General features: G+C 72.4%; 18 protein-coding genes. 12 read left to right on the forward strand and 6 right to left on the reverse strand.

Annotation, left to right across the window (positions count from 1 at the left end; genetic code table 11):
- Positions 1 to 12 precede the first annotated feature (12 nt).
- Positions 13 to 528 (reverse strand): DUF4245 domain-containing protein, encoded by a 516-nt coding sequence (locus ACFY60_RS02810; protein ID WP_375165704.1) that lies wholly within the window; start codon positions 526 to 528, stop codon positions 13 to 15.
- 134 nt (positions 529 to 662) lie between these two features.
- On the opposite strand from ACFY60_RS02810, the gene glpX reads away from it, so the two are divergent.
- Positions 663 to 1,694 (forward strand): class II fructose-bisphosphatase, encoded by a 1,032-nt coding sequence (gene glpX, locus ACFY60_RS02815; protein ID WP_345284916.1) that lies wholly within the window; start codon positions 663 to 665, stop codon positions 1,692 to 1,694.
- A gap of 85 nt (positions 1,695 to 1,779) precedes the next feature.
- On the opposite strand, the gene ACFY60_RS02820 is transcribed toward glpX, so the two are convergent.
- The gene (locus tag ACFY60_RS02820; protein WP_388607328.1) at positions 1,780 to 2,154 is read right to left on the reverse strand and encodes a WhiB family transcriptional regulator; all 375 of its coding nucleotides are present in this window, start codon (positions 2,152 to 2,154) and stop codon (positions 1,780 to 1,782) included.
- Between the two features lie 184 nt (positions 2,155 to 2,338).
- Positions 2,339 to 3,046, reverse strand: coding sequence for a DUF1707 domain-containing protein (locus tag ACFY60_RS02825; RefSeq protein WP_388607326.1), 708 nt, complete (start codon positions 3,044 to 3,046; stop codon positions 2,339 to 2,341).
- Between the two features lie 351 nt (positions 3,047 to 3,397).
- Here ACFY60_RS02825 and ACFY60_RS02830 point away from each other — a divergent pair, with 351 nt between their 5' ends.
- The 3 genes from ACFY60_RS02830 (at position 3,398) to ACFY60_RS02840 (ending at position 6,665) form a co-directional block, all read left to right on the forward strand.
- Positions 3,398 to 5,092, forward strand: a complete 1,695-nt coding sequence (locus ACFY60_RS02830) for a fumarate hydratase (RefSeq protein ID WP_388607324.1) — start codon at positions 3,398 to 3,400, stop codon at positions 5,090 to 5,092.
- A gap of 210 nt (positions 5,093 to 5,302) precedes the next feature.
- Complete coding sequence (locus ACFY60_RS02835) at positions 5,303 to 5,950, forward strand: HAD family acid phosphatase (RefSeq protein ID WP_388607323.1); 648 nt, start codon at positions 5,303 to 5,305, stop codon at positions 5,948 to 5,950.
- Between the two features lie 73 nt (positions 5,951 to 6,023).
- The gene (locus tag ACFY60_RS02840; protein ID WP_388607321.1) at positions 6,024 to 6,665 is read left to right on the forward strand and encodes a lipoprotein; all 642 of its coding nucleotides are present in this window, start codon (positions 6,024 to 6,026) and stop codon (positions 6,663 to 6,665) included.
- Between the two features lie 75 nt (positions 6,666 to 6,740).
- Here ACFY60_RS02840 and ACFY60_RS02845 read toward each other — a convergent pair whose 3' ends face one another.
- Positions 6,741 to 8,288: a ricin-type beta-trefoil lectin domain protein gene (locus ACFY60_RS02845; RefSeq protein WP_388607319.1), complete on the reverse strand. Its 1,548-nt coding sequence runs from the start codon at positions 8,286 to 8,288 to the stop codon at positions 6,741 to 6,743.
- Positions 8,289 to 8,437: 149 nt separating this feature from the next.
- On the opposite strand from ACFY60_RS02845, the gene ACFY60_RS02850 reads away from it, so the two are divergent.
- From ACFY60_RS02850 to ACFY60_RS02860, 3 genes are all read left to right on the forward strand, one after another.
- Positions 8,438 to 9,838: a class II fumarate hydratase gene (locus ACFY60_RS02850; protein ID WP_388607317.1), complete on the forward strand. Its 1,401-nt coding sequence runs from the start codon at positions 8,438 to 8,440 to the stop codon at positions 9,836 to 9,838.
- 95 nt (positions 9,839 to 9,933) lie between these two features.
- Positions 9,934 to 10,599 carry a DUF402 domain-containing protein gene (locus ACFY60_RS02855; RefSeq protein WP_388607316.1) on the forward strand — a complete coding sequence of 222 codons (666 nt, stop codon included), beginning with the start codon at positions 9,934 to 9,936 and terminating at the stop codon, positions 10,597 to 10,599.
- Positions 10,600 to 10,977: 378 nt separating this feature from the next.
- A complete protein-coding gene (locus ACFY60_RS02860) occupies positions 10,978 to 13,071 on the forward strand; it encodes a SpoIIE family protein phosphatase (protein WP_388607314.1) in 2,094 nt (697 codons plus the stop codon).
- A 189-nt stretch (positions 13,072 to 13,260) separates the two neighbouring features.
- Here the strand turns inward: ACFY60_RS02860 and ACFY60_RS02865 are convergent, their stop codons facing one another.
- Positions 13,261 to 15,516: a transglycosylase domain-containing protein gene (locus tag ACFY60_RS02865; RefSeq protein WP_388607312.1), complete on the reverse strand. Its 2,256-nt coding sequence runs from the start codon at positions 15,514 to 15,516 to the stop codon at positions 13,261 to 13,263.
- 283 nt (positions 15,517 to 15,799) lie between these two features.
- Here ACFY60_RS02865 and ACFY60_RS02870 point away from each other — a divergent pair, with 283 nt between their 5' ends.
- Genes ACFY60_RS02870 through ACFY60_RS02880 form a run of 3 tightly spaced genes read left to right on the forward strand, consistent with a single transcriptional unit; the run spans position 15,800 to position 19,373 of the window.
- Positions 15,800 to 16,324, forward strand: a complete 525-nt coding sequence (locus ACFY60_RS02870) for a PadR family transcriptional regulator (RefSeq protein ID WP_352061569.1) — start codon at positions 15,800 to 15,802, stop codon at positions 16,322 to 16,324.
- A complete protein-coding gene (locus ACFY60_RS02875) occupies positions 16,321 to 17,004 on the forward strand; it encodes an ABC transporter ATP-binding protein (RefSeq protein ID WP_388607310.1) in 684 nt (227 codons plus the stop codon). Before ACFY60_RS02870 ends, ACFY60_RS02875 begins: the two co-directional genes overlap by 4 nt.
- Positions 17,001 to 19,373, forward strand: a complete 2,373-nt coding sequence (locus ACFY60_RS02880; protein ID WP_388607308.1) for an FtsX-like permease family protein — start codon at positions 17,001 to 17,003, stop codon at positions 19,371 to 19,373. The genes ACFY60_RS02875 and ACFY60_RS02880 overlap by 4 nt, the downstream gene beginning before the upstream one ends.
- Before the next feature lie 100 nt (positions 19,374 to 19,473).
- Here ACFY60_RS02880 and ACFY60_RS02885 read toward each other — a convergent pair whose 3' ends face one another.
- The gene (locus ACFY60_RS02885) at positions 19,474 to 20,448 is read right to left on the reverse strand and encodes a LysR substrate-binding domain-containing protein (RefSeq protein WP_388607306.1); all 975 of its coding nucleotides are present in this window, start codon (positions 20,446 to 20,448) and stop codon (positions 19,474 to 19,476) included.
- Between the two features lie 133 nt (positions 20,449 to 20,581).
- Here ACFY60_RS02885 and ACFY60_RS02890 point away from each other — a divergent pair, with 133 nt between their 5' ends.
- Positions 20,582 to 21,136: a peroxiredoxin gene (locus ACFY60_RS02890; protein WP_345284943.1), complete on the forward strand. Its 555-nt coding sequence runs from the start codon at positions 20,582 to 20,584 to the stop codon at positions 21,134 to 21,136.
- Between the two features lie 2 nt (positions 21,137 to 21,138).
- A complete protein-coding gene (locus tag ACFY60_RS02895; protein WP_309056114.1) occupies positions 21,139 to 21,672 on the forward strand; it encodes an alkyl hydroperoxide reductase in 534 nt (177 codons plus the stop codon).
- The last annotated feature ends 17 nt before the right edge of the window (positions 21,673 to 21,689 follow it).

Here is a 21,689-nt window from a genome sequence, read left to right on the forward strand (position 1 = left end):
CGCGACGGGCCCTCAGGCCTTCTTCGCCCGCAGCGCGCCCGCCATCTCGGCCAGCCGGTCGAAGGAGGCCGTACCGGTCACGACAGTCGTCGCCCCACCGTCCGTCCGGACCAGCGCGTCGTACTTCGGACCCTCCCAGCGCTGCCACACCTGACCCGCGACCGTCTGCGTCCGGCCGGTGTTCTTCGCCTCGTGCGTCACGTCCGGCACGTACTTCTTCGCCTCGGCCGTCGACTGGTGGATGGCCACGTACTGGGTGTCGGGAGAGAGGAAGCCGAGCTGCCAGGCGTCGCCCTTCTCCCGCTTGTACGAGACGACCGTGGCCTTCCAGCCCTCACCGAGGCCCTCGGGCGCCAGCACCGGATACGGCGCCGCCCGCTGGGCCGTGATCAGCTCGACCCGGTAGTCCTTCTCCTTCACCGGTTCCGCGTTCTCGTCATGCGGGATGAAGAGATACATCACACCCGCGGCGACCATGATCACCCCGAGGGACTGGAACATCCCGCGTACCGTCTGCCTGCCTCGCATACCTGCCACGCCCCCATGGTCGCATCACGGTGCGGCGCTCATACGTGGGCCCCTCTGCTCAATTTGTCGACGTACCGATAGAGTCGCAGCACCCTCTTTTCCCCGGCCGTCGCCGTACAGAAAGGTGCGCCCCGATGACCGAGCACCACCTCCCGCCCGAGCTGGAGGTCTCTCCCGAGGCCCCGGACCGCAACCTCGCCCTCGAGCTGGTCCGCGTGACCGAGGCCGCCGCCATGGCAGCCGGCCGCTGGGTCGGCCGCGGCGACAAGATCGGCGCGGACGGCGCGGCGGTCAACGCCATGCGGACCCTGATCTCGACCGTCTCGATGAACGGCGTCGTCGTCATCGGCGAGGGCGAGAAGGACGAAGCCCCGATGCTGTTCAACGGCGAGCGGGTCGGCGACGGCACCGGCGCCGAGGTCGACATCGCGGTCGACCCGATCGACGGCACCACCCTGAACGCCAAGGGCATGCCGAACGCGATCGCCGTGCTGGCCGCCGCGGACCGCGGCACCATGTTCGACCCGTCCGCCGTCTTCTACATGGACAAGCTGGTCACCGGCCCCGAGGCCGCCGACTACGTCGACATCGACGCGCCCGTGTCCGTGAACATCCGCCGGGTCGCCAAGGCCAAGAACTCCTCCCCCGAGGACATCACGGTCGTCATCCTGGACCGGCCGCGTCACGAGGGCATCGTCCGGGAGATCCGCGAGACCGGTGCCCGGATCAAGTTCATCTCGGACGGCGACGTCGCCGGCTCGATCATGGCCGTCCGCGAGGGCACCGGCGTCGACATGCTCATGGGCATCGGCGGCACGCCCGAGGGCATCATCTCCGCCTGCGCCATCAAGTGCCTCGGCGGCGTGATCCAGGGCAAGCTCTGGCCGAAGGACGACGCCGAGCGGCAGAAGGCCCTCGACGCGGGCCACGACCTGGACCGGGTGCTCTCCACCAACGACCTGGTCAGCGGCGAGAACGTCTTCTTCGTGGCGACCGGCATCACCGACGGCGAGCTGCTGCGCGGCGTGCGCTACCGCGCCGAGACGGCGACCACGCAGTCGCTCGTCATGCGCTCGAAGTCGGGCACGATCCGGCAGATCGACTCGACGCACCGCCTGTCGAAGCTCCGCGCCTACAGCAAGATCGACTTCGACCGCGCGAACTAGACCTGACGCAGCGGTACGAAAAGGGGCGCCCCCATGTGCGGTGGGGGCGCCCCTTCCCGTACCGGCGCCGGGTGCGGCGGCCGCGTCAGCCGGCCTGGGCGATCCTGCCGTCGGTGGCCGCCGCCTTGCGCAGCTCCACCTCGCGCCGCCGCCGGCGGGCGAGCACGACGCGGCGCTCGGCCGCGGTGAGGCCGCCCCACACCCCGTACGGCTCGGGCTGCAGCAGGGCGTGCTCCCGGCAGTCGACCATCACGGGACAGCGTGCGCAGACCTGCTTGGCGGCTTCCTCGCGGGCGAGTCGGGCGGCCGTCGGCTCCTTGGAGGGAGCGAAGAACAGCCCGGCCTCGTCCCGGCGGCACACCGCCTCCGTGTGCCAGGGACCGCCCTCGTCCTCACGGGCGGGAGCGCGCTGAGGGGGTACGGCGGCGACCTGGAGGGGCTGATGCGGCAGTTGCAGCACGGTCTACTCCTGACGACGGCTTCGCGAGCGAGCGGCGATGGAGCAGCCTTACCCGCTGTGCGTGCACCTATGCACTGCGTACGGCTCCGTTCCGCACTGCGGATGGCCGACGGCGAATTCCGGTCACTTCAGGGCCGGCCGCCCCGGGGAGACGGCCGGGCGGGCGGGGGGCTCGCCCCCCTCCTCAGTGGCCGAGGTGCTTGCGCAGCTTGCCCTGGAGGTCGGTGATCCACTTGCCGCGCTTGGGGCGGGCCTCCACGTTCCCGAAGACCGAGTAGCCGTTGACGACGACCATCGGGGCCTGCGGGTCGACGCCCTCCAGCGTGACGACCTCGAAGTTGCCGAAGACCCCGCTGCCGTTGCCGCGCAGGCTGATGTTCTCCGGGACCCGGATCTCCACGTTCCCGAAGATCGAGGTGGCGTTGATGGTGGTGAGCCGCTGGGCGAAGATCGCCTCGGTGAGGTCGATCTCGATGTTGCCGAAGAGGGCGAAGGCGTTGGTCCTGCGGCTGACCCGCCAGCGGCCCTTGCGGGTGGTGCTGGAGAAGACCGCGACGAGGCTGTCCGAGGCGCCGTCGGCGCCGTCCGGCACGTCGTAGGTGTAGGCCGGGTCGGGCGCGCGGCGGGCACGGGCGTCGGCCGGGAGGTCCCGGACGATCGGCTCCAGCTCGCCGACGGTCTTGGCGCGGTAGACCGCGTCGATCCGTTCCGCGTGCTCCTCCGGGTCGAGCCGACCCTCCGCCAGGGCCTCCCGGAGGATGTCCGCGATCCGGTCCCGGTCGGCGTCCGAGGCGCGCAGGGCGCCGCGCGGGTCCGCGACGGCGGGCTCGGCGGGGGCCGCCGCCGGAGGCCGGGGCTGCTTCTCGGGGTCGGGCTGCTTTTCGAGGTCCACGGAGTCAGCCTAGCGAAACGCGATAGATCGCGACCAGGGGGCGGGGCCGGAGATCCCGGCGCGCCGCCGGGAACCGGCCACCCGCACGGGCGTGTTGGAGCACGGTGGGGCGGACCCGCCCCGGCGCGCCCCGCCCCTCCGGCCACCGACGGCCCCCGCACGCCCCTCCCCCACCGACCACCCGACCTCGCCTCCCGGCCGTCCGGCCGCCCGAATACTCCGTTCCGGCGCGGTCCCGCCGTCTAGTGAGCCTTACCTCACAGGATCGGCGTCCCGCCGGCGTTCTACGCTGGAGGGCGCGCCGCCACCGGAGACGGCGCGCTGTCCGCCGAGTGAGGAATGGCCGCCGTCATGTCCCCTGTTTCCCGCCCCAACGGCCCTGCGTTCGCGTACTCCGATCTGCTCCCGCTGGGAGAGGACACCACGCCCTACCGCCTGGTGACCTCCGAAGGTGTCTCCACCTTCGAGGCCGACGGCCGTACGTTCCTCAAGGTCGAGCCCGAGGCGCTGCGCAAGCTGGCCGCCGAGGCGATCCACGACATCCAGCACTTCCTGCGCCCCGCGCACCTGGCGCAGCTGCGGCGGATCATCGACGACCCGGAGGCGTCGAGCAACGACAAGTTCGTCGCGCTCGACCTGCTGAAGAACGCCAACATCGCCGCCGCGGGCGTCCTGCCCATGTGCCAGGACACCGGCACCGCGATCGTCATGGGCAAGCGCGGCCAGAACGTGCTGACCCGAGGCGAGGACGAGAAGGCCCTCTCGCAGGGCATCTACGACGCGTACACCAAGCTCAACCTGCGCTACTCGCAGATGGCCCCGGTGACCATGTGGGAGGAGAAGAACACCGGCTCGAACCTGCCCGCGCAGATCGAGCTGTACGCCACCGACGGCGGGGCGTACAAGTTCCTCTTCATGGCCAAGGGCGGCGGCTCGGCCAACAAGTCCTTCCTCTACCAGGAGACCAAGGCGGTCCTGAACGAGGCCTCCATGATGAAGTTCCTGGAGGAGAAGATCCGTTCGCTCGGCACGGCCGCCTGTCCGCCGTACCACCTGGCGATCGTCGTCGGCGGCACCTCCGCCGAGTTCGCGCTGAAGACCGCGAAGTACGCCTCCGCCCACTACCTGGACGAGCTGCCCACCGAGGGTGACGCCGCGACCGGCCACGGTTTCCGCGACAAGGAGCTGGAGGAGAAGGTCTTCGAGCTGACGCAGAAGATCGGCATCGGCGCGCAGTTCGGCGGCAAGTACTTCTGCCACGACGTCCGCGTGGTCCGGCTCCCCCGCCACGGCGCCTCGCTGCCCGTCGCCCTCGCCGTCTCCTGCTCCGCAGACCGCCAGGCCGTCGCGAAGATCACCGCCGAGGGCGTCTTCCTGGAGCAGCTGGAGACGGACCCGGCGCGCTTCCTGCCGGACACCGAGGACGCGCACCTGGACGAGGGCGAGGTCGTGAAGATCGACCTCAACCAGCCGATGGACGACATCCTGGCCGAGCTGACGAAGTACCCGGTCAAGACGCGGCTCTCGCTCACCGGCCCGCTGGTCGTGGCGCGCGACATCGCGCACGCCAAGATCAAGGAGCGCCTGGACGCGGGCGAGGAGATGCCGCAGTACCTGAAGGACCACCCGGTGTACTACGCGGGTCCGGCGAAGACGCCGGAGGGGTACGCCTCCGGTTCCTTCGGCCCGACGACGGCCGGCCGCATGGACAGCTACGTGGAGCAGTTCCAGGCGGCGGGCGGCTCGAAGATCATGCTGGCCAAGGGCAACCGCTCCCAGCAGGTCACCGACGCCTGCGGTACGCACGGCGGCTTCTACCTGGGCTCGATCGGCGGCCCGGCGGCGCGCCTCGCGCAGGACTGCATCAAGAAGGTCGAGGTCGTCGAGTACGAGGAGCTCGGCATGGAGGCGGTCTGGAAGATCGAGGTCGAGGACTTCCCGGCGTTCATCGTGGTGGACGACAAGGGGAACGACTTCTTCCAGAACCCGGCCCCGGAGCCCACCTTCACGCACATCCCGGTGCGCCAGGGATCCCAGCTGTCGTAACGCGGCGTCAGTTCCCCCGCCGTCACAGCCCCTCGGCCTTCCGGGCCGGGGGGCTTCCGCGTCGCGGGCGGTCCCCGGTCGCCGCACCGGCGTGGCGTCGGTTCGCGCTCAGAAAGTCGCTACCGACTGGTAGCCCTCCCGTCGTCTACTGGTCAGTATGGGTCGCGAGCATGTCAACCACTGAGTCGGTCGACCTCTCGGGAGCCCCCCATGCCCTCCGCCCTGAACTCCGTCCTGCCCTCCGCCAGGACCACCGGTGCCACCGCCACGCTCGCCCTGACCGCGTTCCTCGTCGTCGGCCCCGCGCCGGGCGCCGCGGCCGCCGCCCCCGACACCCGCCTCGCCTCGACCGCCGCCGCCGCGGACGTCGACTACGGGACCTGGCGCCGGGACGTGGCGGCCGTCGTGGCCGAGGCCCGCCCGTACATCGAGGAGCGCGCCAAGGACGCCGGCCGCGAGAAGCAGGCGATCGTCCTCGACATCGACAACAGCTCCCTGGAGACCGACTTCCACCCGTTCTGGGAGCTGCCCACCCCCGCCATCCCCGAGGTCCGCACCCTGGTCCGGGACGCGCACGCGCGCGGCGTCGGCATCTTCTTCGTGACGGCCCGGCCCGGCATCATCCACTCCCTCACGGACTGGAACCTGCGGCAGGTCGGCTACCCGGTCGACGGTCTGTACGTACGCTCGCTGCCCGACCTGTTCGGCGAGGTGAGCGCGTACAAGACGGAGAAGCGCGCGGAGATCGAGGCGAAGGGCTACACGATCATCGCCAACATCGGCAACAACACCACCGACCTGGTCGGCGGCCACGCCGAGCGCACCTTCAAGCTGCCGGACTACGGCAAGCTCTCCTGACGCCCGGAGGGCGGGGGCGGAAGCCGTCCCCGCCCCGCGCGGGTGGGCCCCGCCGGTCGGGGATGATGGCGCCATGCCAGAGAGACCATGTTCGACACGGGCCGCCGCCGTGCCGGCCGTCCTGCTCACGGCGGGGCTGCTGACCGGCTGCGGGGCCGGTACCACGGCCCCGCAGGCCTCCACGGCCCCGGCCCCCGCCCCGGCGACCGCGTCCGCCGGGGTGACCGCCGCGGCGACGCTGGGCGGACCCGGCACGGCCTGCGCGCTGCCCGTCTCCTTCGCGCTCGCCGCGGACTGGGAGCCGGAGGCGATCGAGGACGCCGAGAACCCGGAGTTCGCGGCGCTGACCCGCCGGGGGCCGGCGTTCGCCCGCTGCGAGGTGGACGCCAAGCCGGCCGGGCACCTCGGCTTCCTGCGGATCTGGACGGCCGGGGGCACGGGCCCGGCGCGTACCGCCCTCGAGGGGTTCGTGAAGGCGGAGAGGAAGACCTCGCGCGTCACCTACCGGGAGACGGTGGCGGGCGCGCTGCCCGCCACCGAGGTCACGTACACCGCGCACGACGAAGCGCTCGGTGAGGTCAAGGAGGAGCGGGCCTTCGCCGTGGCGACCCGGCGGGGCACGGTCATCGTCCACCTCGGCGGGCTCGACACCGACGAGCACCGGGCGATGCTGCCCGCCTACGAACTGGCCCGCACCACGGTCAAGGCCCTCTGATCCGGGACCCGTGGTCCCCGGCGCCCGCCGTGGCCCCCGCCGCTCGGGCGCCGGAGGCCACGGTGTTCCCGTCGGTCAGGCGAACCGCTGGTTCGCCGAGCCGTCGCAGGGCTGGAGCCGGACGGGCTCCTTCGGCGCGCTCTGGGTGAGGCAGAGGTGGGTCGCGGCGGCGGGACGCAGGGTGGCGCCGTCGCGGACGAACGCCTGGTTGGCGCCGCCGTGGCAGTTCCAGAGGATCGCGGCCGTGCCCGCCCGGTAGGCGGAGTCCGGCACGTCCAGGCAGCGGTCCTGGGTGAGCTCGGTGTGGAGCGTCCGGCGGGCCGGGTCGTACCACCAGCCCTGGTTGCGGCCGCCGTGGCAGTCCCAGCCGAGCACCCGCGTGCCGTTGGCGCTCTTCGCGGAGTCGGTGTCGAGGCAGTCGCCGGTGGCCTGGTTCTTCAGCGGCTTGTAGACGTCGTCCCAGGCGAAGGGGAAGAGGGCGGGCCGGCCGGAGGAGTTGACGTCGGCGCAGCTCGCCTCGCGCAGCCCGGAGGCGTACAGCTGGGTCAGGCAGGAGGCGAAGGCCGTGTGGCCGTTCCCGTTGGGGTGGAAGGACTGCCGTACGGAGTTCTCGTCCAGGCCGCCGGGCTTGGAGAGGTCGACGTAGAGGCCGCGGGCCCAGGTGTCCTCCATGCAGACCTCGTGGCCGTGGAAGAGGCGCGAGTTGTCGAGGTAGACGGCGCCGGTGTTCGCGGCGACCTTCCGCATGCCGCGCTCGAAGGCGGGGACGGCGCTGTCGCGGCCCCAGACGGTGTCGGAGTCGTAGCCCATGCCGCCGCAGGCCAGCTTGCCGGGGAAGCCGGGGTTGTCGTGGAAGTCGGGGCCGATGGGGCTCGGGTAGCCCATGACGACGAGTTTGTAGTCGCCGTCGGCGTACCCGGCGTCGCGCATGACGGTGCGCAGGTCACGGACGACCTGCTCGGTCTTGGGGACGAGGGCGTCGACCCGGGACTGCCAGCCGGGGGCGTACTTCGGTGCGCAGGGGCCCTGGCTGAGGACGAAGCGCTGGACGCAGTCGGTCATCACGGGGCCGAACTGCAGGTCGTCGTTGGCGCCGGAGACGAGCACGATCATCTTGAGGCGGGTGTTGCGGGCCTTGACGGCGAGGTTGTCGCTCTGGACGAGTTCGTCGGCGTACTGCTTCGAGCCGCCGATCCTGATGTTGACGCTGGAGGCGCCGGAGCAGGACACGTTGAAGGTGAGGTCCGCGGGGATGCCGGTGCGGTGGATGGCGGCGTCCGGGGAACGGTGGCACCAGTTGGCGGGGCCGTTGGTCGGGGGCTCGTAGGTGCCGACGCCCTCGCCGGAGATCTCGCTGTCACCGAGGGAGATCAGGCCGGTCCTGCGCTGGTCGAGGGGGCGCTCCTCGGGGCTTCCGTAGATACGGGTGGCCTCGGCGGCGCGGATCGCCTCCAGTTCGGGTGGGAGGGGTACGGCGGTCCGCGAGACCTGGCCGGCCGTCGCGGTGGGCGCCGTTCCGGCGGCTCCGGCGGGTGTGGCGGTCGTCGCGGCGAGGGTGGCGGCGGCCGCGGCGGCGACGGCGGCCGCGATGGGCCGGCGGAGTCTGAACCTGGTGCGCGTCATTGCGCCTCCTGGAAGTGGGGTTACCCACGGTTTTTACTGGCGGGTACGCACGAGGGGAATACATCGAACAAGACAAGTGCTCATCTTTTCCGGGGGGTTCGGGGGGACCCGGCGGCCGCCCGACGAGCACGGTCCAGGAGGTTGAGGACATGAACGACACTGACGGATACCGGATCGAGCACGACTCCATGGGCGAGGTCCGCGTGCCCGCGCACGCCAAGTGGCGGGCGCAGACCCAGCGGGCGGTGGAGAACTTCCCGGTCTCGGGCCAGCGCCTGGAGCGCGCCCACATCGAGGCCCTGGCCCGGATCAAGGCCGCCGCGGCCAGGGTCAACGCCGAGCTCGGTGTGATCGACAAGGACCGGGCGGAGGCGATCGCCGAGGCGGCCGGGGAGGTCGCGGAGGGGCGCTGGGACGAGCACTTCCCCGTCGACGTGTTCCAGACCGGTTCCGGCACCTCGTCCAACATGAACACCAACGAGGTGATCGCCACGCTCGCCACCGAGCGGTTGCCCGAGGGGCGCGAGGTCCACCCCAACGACCACGTGAACGCCTCGCAGTCGTCCAACGACGTCTTCCCCTCCTCCATCCACATCGCGGCCACCGCCGCCGTGACCCGGGACCTGATTCCGGCCCTGGAACACCTGGCCGATTCCCTGGAGCGAAAATCGGCCGAATTCGCGACGGTGGTGAAGTCCGGCCGTACGCACCTCATGGACGCCACGCCCGTCACCCTCGGCCAGGAGTTCGGTGGTTACGCGGCCCAGGTCAGGTACGGGATCGAGCGGCTGCGCGCCGCGCTCCCCCGGCTCGCCGAACTGCCCCTCGGCGGTACGGCGGTGGGCACCGGCATCAACACCCCGGCCGGTTTCTCCGCGGCCGTCATCGCGGAGGTGGCGCGGGCGACCGGGCTTCCGCTGACCGAGGCCCGCGACCACTTCGAGGCGCAGGGCGCCCGCGACGGGCTGGTGGAGACCTCCGGGCAGCTCAGGACCATCGCGGTCTCGCTCACCAAGATCGCCAACGATCTGCGGTGGATGGCCAGCGGCCCGCGTACCGGCCTCGCCGAGATCAACCTGCCCGACCTCCAGCCGGGCTCCTCGATCATGCCGGGCAAGGTCAACCCGGTCATCCCGGAGGCGGTCCTGATGGTCGCCGCGCAGGTGACCGGAAACGACACCACGGTCGCGGTGGCGGGCGCCGCCGGGAACTTCGAGCTCAACGTGATGCTCCCGGTCATGGCGAAGAACCTCCTGGAGTCGGTGCGGCTGCTCGCCAACGCCTCCCGGCTGCTCGCCGACCGCACGGTCGACGGCATCACCGCCAACGTGGAGCGGGCGCGTGAGTACGCCGAGTCCTCCCCGTCCGTGGTGACCCCGCTGAACAAGTACATCGGCTACGAGGAGGCCGCCAAGGTCGCCAAGAAGTCCCTCGCCGAGCGGAAGACCATCCGCGAGGTGGTGCTGGAGTCGGGCTACGTCGAGCGGGGCGACCTCACGGTGGAGCAGCTCGACGAGGCGCTGGACGTCCTGCGCATGACCCGCCCCTGACCCGTACCGCGGAGGTGGCGGGAGTGCGCCAGGGCGTGTCCCGCCGGTCGTGCCGGGCCCGGCGCTTCCGGCGGGACACGCCCTAAGATCTGCGCATGACAGGATCGGACGGCCCTCAGCACTGGGCGCCGGGGGAGCACATTCTCTGGCGCTACCGCGGCAACGGCACCGGCGACGTGCACATCTGCCGTCCCGTGACCGTCGTCCAGGACACCCCGGAGCTGCTCGCGGTGTGGATGGCGCCGGGCACCGAGTGCGTACGGCCCGTGCTCGCCGACGGCACGCCCGTGCACGAGGAGCCGCTCGCCACCCGCTACACCGCCCCGCGCACCACGGAGCGCGCGCACTGGTTCGGCAGCGGGGTGCTGAAGCTGGCAAGGCCCGGGGATCCGTGGTCGGTCTGGCTGTTCTGGGAGCGCGGCTGGCGCTTCCGCAGCTGGTACGTGAACCTGGAGGAGCCCCGGACCCGCTGGTCCGGCGGCGTCGACTCCGAGGACCACTTCCTCGACATCTCCGTCTATCCCGACCGCAGCTGGCTGTGGCGGGACGAGGACGAGTTCGCCCAGGCCCAGCGGGCCGGCCTGATGACCCCGGCACAGGCCGGGCGGGTACGGGAGGCGGGGCGGCGGGCGGTCGAGCGGATCCAGGCCTGGGGCGCGCCGTTCGCCGACGGCTGGGAGCACTGGCGGCCGGATCCGGAATGGCCGGTTCCCGAGCTGCCGGCGGACTGGGACCGCACTCCGGCGCACACGGCACCGTGAGACCCTTGATGCGCCCCCGGGGTTCAAACGTAGGATCGTCCTCCGCAAGGCCGAGACCGAACGAACAGCACGTCAGACCGATCCGACAGCACGTCAGGCCGCCCGGGCGGTAAGGCGGGTACGGTCCCGGCAGCCCTGCCGGGACGGGCCCGGCGGACCGCCGGCGGCCGAGCACAGCGCAGGACCTGACCACCAGTCGCCCATGAGGGGGAGAACAGTGCCGGACGTGTGCCCGGGTGTTCCGACCCCTGCCGTCGCCGACACGCGCGGAGTGTCCGCATCCGCTGCGTACGAGGGGTTTAGCCCCGTCCGCGGTGCGGCATCGGCGACAAGAGCGAGTGCATCGCACCACCGGCCCGGACGGACGGAATCCCACGCGTGACGGAGCATCCCACCTCCCACGAAGGCAGGCAGCCGCCGACTGCCCGGTCGCAGGAACGTGCGCGCCCCCGCCCGGAGGCCGCGGCCGCCGCCCTGCCCGCCGAGCCGCCCGCGCAGCCGGCCCGGTCCGGCGAGGCCGCGGCGCCGGGCCTGCCGGCCCAGCCGGGCGACGGCGCGGCGCGCGCCGGTGCGGTCGCCGGTTCGCCGCATCCGGCCGACGCGGGAGCGCCTCCCGTGCCGGCGCCGGGCGGCCCGGCGGCCCCCGCCGCGGCCGACGCGCGCCCGGCAGGGGGTCAGCCGCGCCCTCCGGCGGTGGACGGCTCGCCGCCGGCCGTGCCGCCCGGCGCGGTGGCCATGTCCGTGTCCCCGCGCAGTCCCGAGCTCGGCGGGGAGGCCGGGCGGCGGGAGGGCGACCGGCTGCGGTTCGTCGGGGCGGCGACCCGGCGCATCGCGCGCGGGCTCGACCTGGACGAGATCGTGCTCGGTCTGTGCCGGGCCACGGTGCCGACCTTCTCCGACGAGATCCTGGTGTATCTGCGCGACCCGCTGCCGGTCGGCGACGAGCGCCCGGTGGCCCCGTTCGTGCTGCGGCTGCGCCGTACCGACCGGCTCCGCTTAACGGACCTGGAGGGCGAGGAACTCGTCCTCGTCCCCGACCCCGACCCGACGCCTGCGGCGGAACTGTGCGAGGTGGCGAACGGCAGCGCCCTGGCCGAGGTGCTGCGCGGGGTGCGGCCGGTCTTCGGCGACTCCGACGCCGCCCGGGCCGCGCTCGCCGAACTGCTCGGCTCCGACCGTCCGCTGCCCGCCGGGCCACGGGCGGTGCTCGCGCCGCTGCGCGGCCGGCGCCGGGTGATCGGCGCCGCCGTCTTCCTGCGCCGCCCCGAGCGTGCCGTCTTCGAGCCGAACGACCTGCTGGTCGCCGCGCAGTTGGCCACCCACACGGCGCTGGGCATCGACAAGGCGGTGCTGTACGGCCGGGAGGCGTACATCGCGGACGAGCTCCAGCGGACGATGCTGCCGGACTCGCTGCCCCAGCCGACCGGTGTGCGCCTCGCCTCGCGCTATCTGCCGGCCGCCGAGACGGCCCGGGTGGGCGGTGACTGGTACGACGCGATCCCGCTGCCCGGCAGCCGGGTGGCGCTGGTCGTCGGCGACGTCATGGGCCACTCCATGACCTCGGCGGCGATCATGGGCCAGCTGCGGACCACCGCGCAGACCCTGGCCGGCCTCGACCTGCCGCCGCAGGAGGTCCTGCACCACCTGGACGAACAGGCCCAGCGGCTGGGTGAGAACCGCATGGCGACCTGCATGTACGCGGTGTACGACCCGGTCTCGCACCGGATCACCGTCGCGAACGCGGGCCATCCGCCGCCGATACTGCTCCACCTCGGCGGGCGCGCGGAGGTGCTGCGGGTGCCGCCCGGCGCGCCGATCGGCGTCGGCGGGGTGGACTTCGAGGCGGTCGAGCTCGACGCCCCGGCCGGCGCCACGCTGCTCCTCTACACGGACGGCCTGGTGGAGTCCCGGCTGCGGGACGTGTGGACCGGCATCGAGCAGCTGCGGGAGCGGCTCGCGGCGACGGCGCAGCTGACCGGCCCGGACCACTCGCCGCCGCTGGAGGCGCTCTGCGACGACGTCCTGGACATGCTGGGCCCGGGTGACCGGGACGACGACATCGCGCTGCTCGCGGCCCGGTTCGACGGGATCGCGCCGAGCGACGTGGCGTACTGGTTCCTGGAACCGGAGGACGCGGCCCCGGGCCGGGCGCGGCGCCTGGCCCGGCGGGCGCTCGCCCGCTGGGACCTGGAGGAGCTGACGGACTCGGTGGAGCTGCTGATCAGCGAGGTCGTGACGAACGCGGTGCGGTACGCGGAGCGCCCCGTGACGCTGCGGCTGCTGCGCACGGACGTGCTGCGCTGCGAGGTCGGCGACGACTCGCCGCAGCTGCCCCGGCAGCGGCGGGCGCGGGAGACGGACGAGGGTGGGCGCGGTCTGTTCCTGGTGAACCGGCTGGCCCGGCGGTGGGGCGCGACACGGCTCTCGGGCGGCAAGGTGGTCTGGTTCGAGCTGGCGATCCCGCAGGGCTGAGCCCCGCCTCGGGCGGGCGATCCCCCAGGGGCCGAGCCCTGCCCCGGGCGGGTCCGGCGCCCGGCCTTCGGGCGCGGCCCGCGGTCGGCGCCCGGGCCCTCTCCCGTACCGCACACGCGCGAGGACGGCCGGTCCCCTCTCCGGGGGCCGGCCGTCCTCGTGTCTCTGGCGTGTCTCAGGTCCCGCGCGTCACTGCGGCGCCGGCGGCGTGTCGCTGGTCCGGTGGCCGCCGCGGCCGGGAGCCGTCCCGTCCGGCGGCTCGAACGACGGCGGCGGCGACGGCTCGTCGGTCGGCCGCTGCGTCGGGGGCGTCGGGAACGCCGGCGGCGTGGTGACCGGGTTCTGCGGGGTCCGCGGCGGGGTGGTGGCGGGCGTCGTCGTCGGCGGGGTCGACGGCGTCGTGGGCGTGGTGGGCGGCGGGGTGGTCGTGGGCTCCTCGGTCTCCGGCGCCTCGGTGGTGGGCTCGGTGGCCGGGTCGGTCGGCTCCCAGGTGGGGTCGACCGGGACGAGGCTGTCGGTCTTCAGCTCGAAGCGGGCGTCGGAGCCGCCGTCCAGGGCGCGGGTGGTGTAGTCGCCCCATATGCGGGCGGGGGTACGGCCGCCGTTGGCGCGGCCCGGGTTGATGGTGTTGGTCAGGGTGACCTGGTCGCCCTTGGGGTCCTCGCCGAAGAGGCCGACGGCGGTGACCAGTTCGGGGGTGTAGCCGACGAACCAGGCGGAACGGTTGTTCTCGGAGGTGCCGGTCTTGCCGGCGGCCTGGTAGTCGCCCGCGGCGCGCATGCCGGAGCCGTTGCGGACGACGCCCATCATGGCCTTGGTGGTGGTGTCGGCGGCCTCGCGGCTGATGACCTGGTCACCGATCGGGTCGGCCGGCTCGACCGTGCGGTCCTTGTGCGCGGCGGCCTTCACCAGGGTGGGCGTGACGCGCTTGCCGTGGTTGTCGAGCGTGGCGTAGACGCCGGCCATGTCGAGGGTGGAGGCGCCCATGGTGCCGAGGGACATGGCGGGCGTCTCGCCGAAGTCCTGGCCGTCCTTCATGCCGAGGTCGAGGGCGGTCTTCTTCACCTTGTCGGTGCCGACGTCGACGATCATCTGCGCGTAGACGGAGTTGATGGACCTGTTCGTGGCCGTCTGCACGGTGACGGGGCCGTGGTTGCGGTCGTCCTCGTTCTCGGGAGCGAACGGGATGTCGCTGCCGACGACCTTGCGCTTGCTGGTGCCGTCGTAGACCGTGCCGAGGCCGATCTTCCGTCCGTCCTGGGTCACGGAGTGGTTGTCGACGGCGGAGGCGAGGACGATCGGCTTGAAGGTCGAGGCGGGCTGGTAGTCGCGCCGGGTGGCGTTGGACATCCAGTGCTCGGTGGCACCGGCACCGCCGTAGAGGGCGACGACCCCGCCGGTCCTCGGGTCGACGGAGGTGGCGCCGGCCTGGACGGTGGCGTGCTTGGGGTTGCCCTTGCGGTCGAGCTTGTCCTCCAGCTCCTCACCGACGGCCTTGACGAGGTCCTTCTGCTTCTCCTCGTCGATGGTGAGGGTGATCGTCCAGCCGCCGGCCTTGATGTCCTCCTCGCTGACGCCCCGGCGCACCAGCTCCTGGTTGGCGGCCTCGACGATGTAACCGGTCTGGCCCTCCATGCCGGGGGCGGGGCGCGGCTTCTGCGGGACGGGGAACTTCATGCCGGCCCGCTCGGACGGGGAGAGCCACTGCATCTCGACCATGTTGTCGAGGACGTAGTTCCAGCGTTCCTCGACCAGCTTGCGGCCGGTGGGGGTGGCGGAGGTCCAGTCGTACTGGTTGGGGGCCTGGAGCAGCGACGCGAGGTAGGCGCCCTGCGCGGTGGTGAGCCTGTCGGCGTCGACGCCGTAGTAGGCGCGGGCGGCGGCCTGGACGCCGTAGGCGGAGCGGCCGTAGTAGCTGGTGTTCATGTAGCCGGCGAGGATGTCGTCCTTGGCCGTCTGCTGGTCCACCTTGAGGGCGATGACCATTTCCTTGAGCTTGCGGGTCGCCGTCTGGTCCTGGCTCAGGTAGAAGTTCTTGACGTACTGCTGGGTGATGGTCGAGCCACCCTGCTTGCCCTTGCCGGTGACGGTGCTCCAGGCGGCGCGGACGGTGCCCTTGATGTCGACGCCGTGGTCCTCGTAGAAGCTCTTGTTCTCGGCGGCGACGAAGGCCTGCTGGACCTGGCGGGGGATCTTCTCGAGGCCGACGATCTCACGGTTGATCTTGCCGGTGCGGGCGAGGATCTTGCCGTTGGAGTACTTGTAGATGTTGCTCTGCATGGTGGCCTCGGCGTTGGCCGTGGGCACGGGGACCATGAGGTAGACGACGTACAGGGCGCCCATGGCGATCAGGCAGCACACGAAGAAGGTGCCCAGGAGCTTCTTCCAGGTGAAGAGGCGGCGTATGCCGCTCTTCTTCGCCTTGCTCTTGTCCGGTCGGCCCATGGGTTGCGTCGCTCCGCTCGTCGTGGTCTCGGCGTTCCGGCCCGGGTGTCCGCGCCGGATCAGCTCAGCAAGCTAACACCGACGATGCAGACAAAGGGCAGCCGATCCCGTCTTTTCGGGACGTGAGAATCAGCACCCGCCCCCGGGGGAACCGACGTGCGAGAGCCCCGGATGGTTGCCTGAGGTGGTCATTCCGCTTATCGGCGTCCCGGCGGGCAACTCACGGCCGACCCGCCCGGACATCTATACACCTGGCGTATACACGCCGTGTACAGTGACGCCCATGTCCATCGGTCACACCCTTCTCGGGCTCCTGGAGTCCGGACCGCGCCACGGCTACGACCTCAAGCGCGCCTTCGACGAGCGATTCGGCCACGACCGCCCGCTCCACTACGGCCAGGTCTACTCGACCATGTCCCGCCTCCTGAAGAACGGCCTGGTGGTGGTCGAGGGCATCGAGCCCGGCGACGGGCCCGAACGCAAGCGGTACGCGATCACGGAGGCCGGCATCACCGACGTCGGGCAGTGGCTCGCCACCCCCGAGAAGCCGGAGCCGTACCTCCAGTCCACGCTCTACACCAAGGTCGTCCTCGCCCTGCTCACCGGGCGCGGCGCCGCCGACATCCTCGACGCCCAGCGCTCCGAGCACCTGCGCCTGATGCGCGAGCTCACCCGGCGCAAGAGGGACGGCGACCTCGCCGACCAGCTCATCTGCGACCACGCCCTCTTCCACCTGGAAGCCGACCTGCGCTGGCTCGAACTGACCGCCGCCCGCCTGGACCGGCTCGCCGAGGAGGTCCGCCGATGACGACCGCGCCCCTGCTGCGCGCCACCGGCCTGACCAAGGCCTACGGCGCCACCCCCGCCCTCTCCGGGGCCGACTTCGCGCTCCGGGCCGGCGAGGTCGTCGCCGTCATGGGCCCCTCCGGCTCGGGGAAGTCCACGCTGCTGCACTGCCTGGCCGGGATCGTCCGCCCCGACGCGGGCACCCTCACCTACGACGGCCGCGAGCTCACGGCCCTGTCCGACGCGCACCGCAGCGCCCTGCGCCGAACCGACTTCGGCTTCGTCTTCCAGTTCGGCCAGCTCGTCCCCGAGCTGACCTGCGTCGAGAACGTGGCCCTGCCGCTCCGCCTCAACGGCGAACGCCGGAAGGCGGCCGAGGCCCGGGCCACCGAGTGGCTGGCCCGCCTGGAGGTCGACGACACCGCGGGCAAGCGGCCCGGCGAGATATCCGGCGGCCAGGGCCAGCGGGTGGCCGTCGCCCGCGCCCTCGTCACCGCCCCGCGCGTGATCTTCGCCGACGAGCCCACCGGCGCGCTCGACTCCCTCAACGGCGAGCGGGTGATGCAGCTGCTCACCGACGCGTCGAGGGACACCGGCGCCGCCGTCGTCCTCGTCACCCACGAGGCCCGCGTCGCCGCCTACTCCGACCGCGAGATCGTGGTGCGCGACGGCGCGGTGCGGGACGCGGAGTGGGTGGCATGAGCCTCTCCGCCCGGGCCCGCGACCTCGCCCTCGGCGCCCGCTTCGCCTTCACCGGCGGCCGCTCCGGCCTGCTGCGCACCGTGCTGACCGCGACCGGCGTCGGCTTCGGCGTGGCACTGCTGCTGCTCGCCGCATCCTTCCCGAACATGCTGTTCCAGCGGGAGGTACGGGAATCGGTCCGCGCCGTCGACGGCAGCGAGCAGGTGACCTCCCCGCGCCCCGACTCCTTTCTCCACCTCGACCGGCCCACCGTCTACCGGGGCGAGGCCGTCAGCGGTCTGCTGCTGCGCCCGGAGGGTGACGCTCCCCCGGTCCCCCCGGGCGCGACGCGGTTCCCCGGGCGCGGCGAGATGCTGGTCTCCCCGGCGCTGCGCGACCTGCTCGACTCCCCCGAGGGCGCCCTCCTCAAGGAACGCCTGCCCTACAAGGCCGTCGGGACGATCGGCCCCGCCGGGCTCATCGGCCCGGCCGAGCTGCGGTACGTCGCCCACGCCGGCTTCCTGACCACGGAGAACCTCGACGGGCGCGGCGTCCGCTTCGGCTGGTCGGTGCCCGCGGAGCCGATGAACGCCTTCCTCGTGCTGCTCGTCCTCGTGGCCTGTGTCGTCCTGCTGCTGCCGGTGCTCGTCTTCATCGCGACCGCCGTCCGCTTCGGCGGTGAGCAGCGCGACCGGCGGCTCGCCGCGCTGCGGCTGGTCGGCGCGGACACCGCCATGGCCCGGCGGATCGCGGCGGGCGAGGCCCTCGCCGGCGCGCTGCTCGGCCTGGCCGTGGGCGGCGGACTCTTCGCCCTCGCCCGGCAGTTCGCGGGCGCCTTCACCATCTGGGACGTCAACGCGTACCCGTCCGACGTCGTGCCGATGCCGGTGCTCGCCGCGCTCGTCCTCGTCACCGTCCCCGTCGCCTCCGTCGTGGTCGCCCTCTTCGCCCTGCGCGGGGTGGCGTTCGAACCGCTCGGCGTGGTCCGGACGGCCGTGCCGCGCCGCCGCCGGCTGTGGTGGCGGCTGCTGCTCGTGGCGGCCGGCGCGGCCCTGCTGCTGCCGCTGGTCGGCGAGGTCCGGGTGACGGGGACGGGCGTCGACACGGTGGCGATCGCGGCCGGCATGGTGCTCTGTCTGCTCGGACTCGTCACCCTGCTGCCCTGGTTGGTCGAGGCCTGTGTGAAGCGGCTGAACGGCGGCCCGGTGGCCTGGCAGCTCGCGGTCCGCCGGCTCCAGCTGAGCAGCGGGACGGCCGCCCGGGCCGTCAGCGGCATCGTCGTCGCGGCGACCGGGGCGATCGCCCTGCAGATGCTGTTCCAGGCGATGGAGAGCGACTTCACGCAGCACACGGGCCAGGACACCGGCCGGGCCCAGATCGCCGTCGGCACCCACGCCAGGACCGCCGAGGAGGCGCGCCGGGTGATCGACCGCTTCGAGCGGACCCCGGGCGTGAGCGCGGTGATCGGCACGGTCGAGTCGCACGTGTGGCGGCCCGGCCCGCTGAAGGGCGGTGAGGAGTTCGCCCCCAGCGCCTCGATCAGGGTCGGCGACTGCCCTTCGCTGAAGGAGTACGCCGCGCTGCCCTCCTGCGCGGACGGTGACGTCTTCGTCTTCCTCGCGCACGGCGCCCAGGGCAACCCCGGGGACAGCTGGGTGACGCGGACCGCCCGGCCGGGCGCGACGGTCGTCCTGCGCGACCCGTACCCGCACCCTGACGCGCCGCGCCGCCCGGGGAGCGGCCCGCTGCCCCGGTGGCGCGTCCCCGCCGACGCCCGGGTCGTGGACGCGCGCCCCGACCCGACGGGCATGTACCAGTTCGGCATCCTCGCCACCCCGTCGGCGATCGACGGCGCGCTGCTCGACGAGCCCGACGCGCAGGCCATGGTCCGGCTCGACCCGGCCGTGCCCGACGCCGCCGAGCACGTACGGAACGCGGCGGCGGCGATCGACCCCACGTCCTGGGTCCGCACGCTCCAGGACGTCCAGCGCGACGCGGCCTTCTCCAGCGTCCGGACCGGCATCCTGGTCGGCTCGACCCTGACGATGCTGCTGGTGGCGGCCTCGCTCCTGGTGGCGACCCTGGAGCAGCTCAGGGACCGCAAGCGGCTGCTCTCCTCGCTGGTCGCCTTCGGCACCCGGCGCTCCACCCTGGGCTGGTCGGTGCTGTGGCAGACGGCCGTGCCGATCGTCCTGGGCCTCGCCCTGGCGGCGGCGGGCGGCCTCGCCCTCGGCCTGGTGCTCCTGCGGATGACGGGCCAGCCGGTGCGGGACTGGTCGGTGTTCCTGCCGGTCATGGGCATCGGCGCCGGGCTGATCGCCGTGGTGACCCTGGTGAGCCTGCCGGTCCTGTGGCGGCTGATGCGGGCGGACGGGCTGCGCACGGAGTAGACCGGTTCCGCGGCGTACGGGGGCGGGCGCCGGGTCCTGGCACCGGGGGGTGCCGGGAACCGGCGCAGGGGCGCGGCGTCGGGTCCTGGCACCGGGGGTGTCAGGACCCGGCGCGCACCACCCGTACCGGAAGGTCCCTCATCGCGTCGCGCAGTGCCCCGGCCAGCTCCTCGAACTCGGCGTGCCGGGCGGCGCCGGTCCGCATGGCGAGGGCGACCCGCCGCGAGGGGGCGGGGTCGGTGAAGAGGCCGGTGCACAGGGCGGTGTTGCGGGCGGTCTCGACGGTGACCGCGGTGCGCGGCAGCAGGGTCACGCCGAGACCGCCGGCGACCAGCTGCACCAGGGTCGACAGGCCCGCCGCGGTGGTGGTGACCTCGGCGCCCTCGCTGCGGCCGGCCTCCCGGCAGATGTCGAGGGCCTGGTCGCGCAGGCAGTGCCCCTCGTCCAGGAGGAGCAGCCGCAGCTCCTTGAGGGCGTCGCGGGGGATGTCGTCCCGGCCGGCCAGCGGGTGTCCCCGCGGGGTCACCAGCACGAAGTCCTCGTCGAACAGGGGCAGCTCGGTGACGCCGGGCACCCCGAGCGGCACGGCGAGCAGCAGCAGGTCCAGCCGGCCGGCGGCGAGCCCTTCCAGGAGCGAGGAGGTCTGCTCCTCGTGGACCTGGAGGTCGAGTTCGGGGTAGCGGCGGTGGACCAGGCGCAGCACGGTCGGCAGCAGATAGGGCGCGACGGTGGGGATCACCCCGAGCCTCAGGACGCCGGTGAAGGGGGCCCGGGCCGCCTCCGCCTCCTCCACCAGCTCGGCCACCGCGTCCAGGACGGTCCGCGCGCGGCCCGCGAGGCGCTCCCCCGCGGGCGAGAGCAGTACCTTCCGCGTCGTACGCTCGAGGAGCTGGACACCGAGTGCCTCTTCGAGAGCCGACACCGCGCCCGAGAGCGCCGGCTGACTCATGCCGATGGACGCGGCCGCGTCGCGGAAGTGCAGGTGCTCCGCCACCGCCACGAACGCCCGGAGCTGAGCGAGGCTCGGAAGTTTGGCGCGATGTGGACTGTACGGGGGGCTGTACGGGGATCCCACTGATAACCACCTTCGATCAACACGACCCACTCTAGCTATTTCACTGATCAATGCACCCCGTGCCATGCTGTGATCCGTCCAACCCCTCACGGAAGCCCCCAAAAGGGACCCTTCCACACTGCAAGGAGAGCGCGTGCTCACTGTCGGTGACCAGTTCCCCACCTACGACCTGACCGCCTGCGTGTCGCTGGAGAGCGGCAAGGAGTTCGAGCAGATCGACCACAAGTCCTACGAGGGCAAGTGGCGCGTGGTGTTCTTCTGGCCGAAGGACTTCACCTTCGTGTGCCCGACCGAGATCGCCGCGTTCGGCAAGCTGAACGACGAGTTCGCCGACCGTGACGCCCAGATCCTCGGCGTCTCCGGTGACTCGGAGTTCGTCCACCACGCCTGGCGCAAGGACCACGACGACCTGCGTGACCTGCCCTTCCCGATGCTCGCCGACTCGAAGCACGAGCTCATGCGCGACTGCGGCGTCGAGGGCGAGGACGGCTTCGCGCAGCGTGCCGTCTTCATCGTGGACCCGAACAACGAGATCCAGTTCACCATGGTGACCGCCGGCTCCGTCGGCCGTAACCCCAAGGAGGTCCTGCGGGTCCTGGACGCCCTGCAGACCGACGAGCTGTGCCCGTGCAACTGGACCAAGGGCGAGACCACCCTCGACCCGGTCAAGCTCCTGGCCGGTGAGTGAGCATGGCGCTCGATGAGCTGAAGGCCGCCGTCCCGGACTTCGCCAAGGACCTGAAGCTGAACCTCGGTTCGGTCATCGGCAACAGCGAGCTCCCGCAGCAGCAGCTGTGGGGCACGGTGCTGGCCTGCGCCATCGCCTCCCGCTCGCCGAAGGTCCTCACGGAGCTGGAGCCGGAGGCCCGGGCGAACCTGAAGCCGGAGGCGTACGAGGCCGCCAAGGCCGCCGCCGCCATCATGGCGATGAACAACGTCTTCTACCGGACCCGGCACCTGCTGTCGGACCCCGAGTACGGGACGATGCGCGCCGGTCTGCGGATGAACGTCATCGGCAAGCCGGGCGTCGAGAAGGTCGACTTCGAGCTGTGGTCGCTGGCCGTGTCCGCGATCAACGGCTGCGGCCAGTGCCTGGACTCGCACGAGCAGGTCCTGCGCCAGGCCGGCGTCGACCGCGAGACGATCCAGGAGGCCGTGAAGATCGCCTCGGTCATCCAGGCCGTCGGCGTGACGCTGGACGCGGAGGCGGTTCTCGCCGAGTAGCCGGCACAGCCGTACGC

This window comes from Streptomyces sp. NPDC012827 (assembly GCF_042900905.1).
GTDB lineage: Bacteria > Actinomycetota > Actinomycetes > Streptomycetales > Streptomycetaceae > Streptomyces > Streptomyces gulbargensis.

Excerpts from the sequence above, each read along its gene's own strand:
- ACFY60_RS02855 (WP_388607316.1), top strand. The coding sequence starts at position 9,934 with ATGACAGGATCGGACGGCCCTCAGCACTGGGCGCCGGGGGAGCACATT.
- ACFY60_RS02870 (WP_352061569.1), top strand. The coding sequence starts at position 15,800 with ATGTCCATCGGTCACACCCTTCTCGGGCTCCTGGAGTCCGGACCGCGC.
- ACFY60_RS02880 (WP_388607308.1), top strand. The coding sequence starts at position 17,001 with ATGAGCCTCTCCGCCCGGGCCCGCGACCTCGCCCTCGGCGCCCGCTTC.
- ACFY60_RS02875 (WP_388607310.1), top strand. The coding sequence starts at position 16,321 with ATGACGACCGCGCCCCTGCTGCGCGCCACCGGCCTGACCAAGGCCTAC.
- ACFY60_RS02850 (WP_388607317.1), top strand. The coding sequence starts at position 8,438 with ATGAACGACACTGACGGATACCGGATCGAGCACGACTCCATGGGCGAG.
- ACFY60_RS02830 (WP_388607324.1), top strand. The coding sequence starts at position 3,398 with ATGTCCCCTGTTTCCCGCCCCAACGGCCCTGCGTTCGCGTACTCCGAT.
- ACFY60_RS02810 (WP_375165704.1), bottom strand. The coding sequence starts at position 528 with ATGCGAGGCAGGCAGACGGTACGCGGGATGTTCCAGTCCCTCGGGGTG.
- glpX (WP_345284916.1), top strand. The coding sequence starts at position 663 with ATGACCGAGCACCACCTCCCGCCCGAGCTGGAGGTCTCTCCCGAGGCC.
- ACFY60_RS02845 (WP_388607319.1), bottom strand. The coding sequence starts at position 8,288 with ATGACGCGCACCAGGTTCAGACTCCGCCGGCCCATCGCGGCCGCCGTC.
- ACFY60_RS02840 (WP_388607321.1), top strand. The coding sequence starts at position 6,024 with ATGCCAGAGAGACCATGTTCGACACGGGCCGCCGCCGTGCCGGCCGTC.
- ACFY60_RS02835 (WP_388607323.1), top strand. The coding sequence starts at position 5,303 with ATGCCCTCCGCCCTGAACTCCGTCCTGCCCTCCGCCAGGACCACCGGT.
- ACFY60_RS02865 (WP_388607312.1), bottom strand. The coding sequence starts at position 15,516 with ATGGGCCGACCGGACAAGAGCAAGGCGAAGAAGAGCGGCATACGCCGC.
- ACFY60_RS02895 (WP_309056114.1), top strand. The coding sequence starts at position 21,139 with ATGGCGCTCGATGAGCTGAAGGCCGCCGTCCCGGACTTCGCCAAGGAC.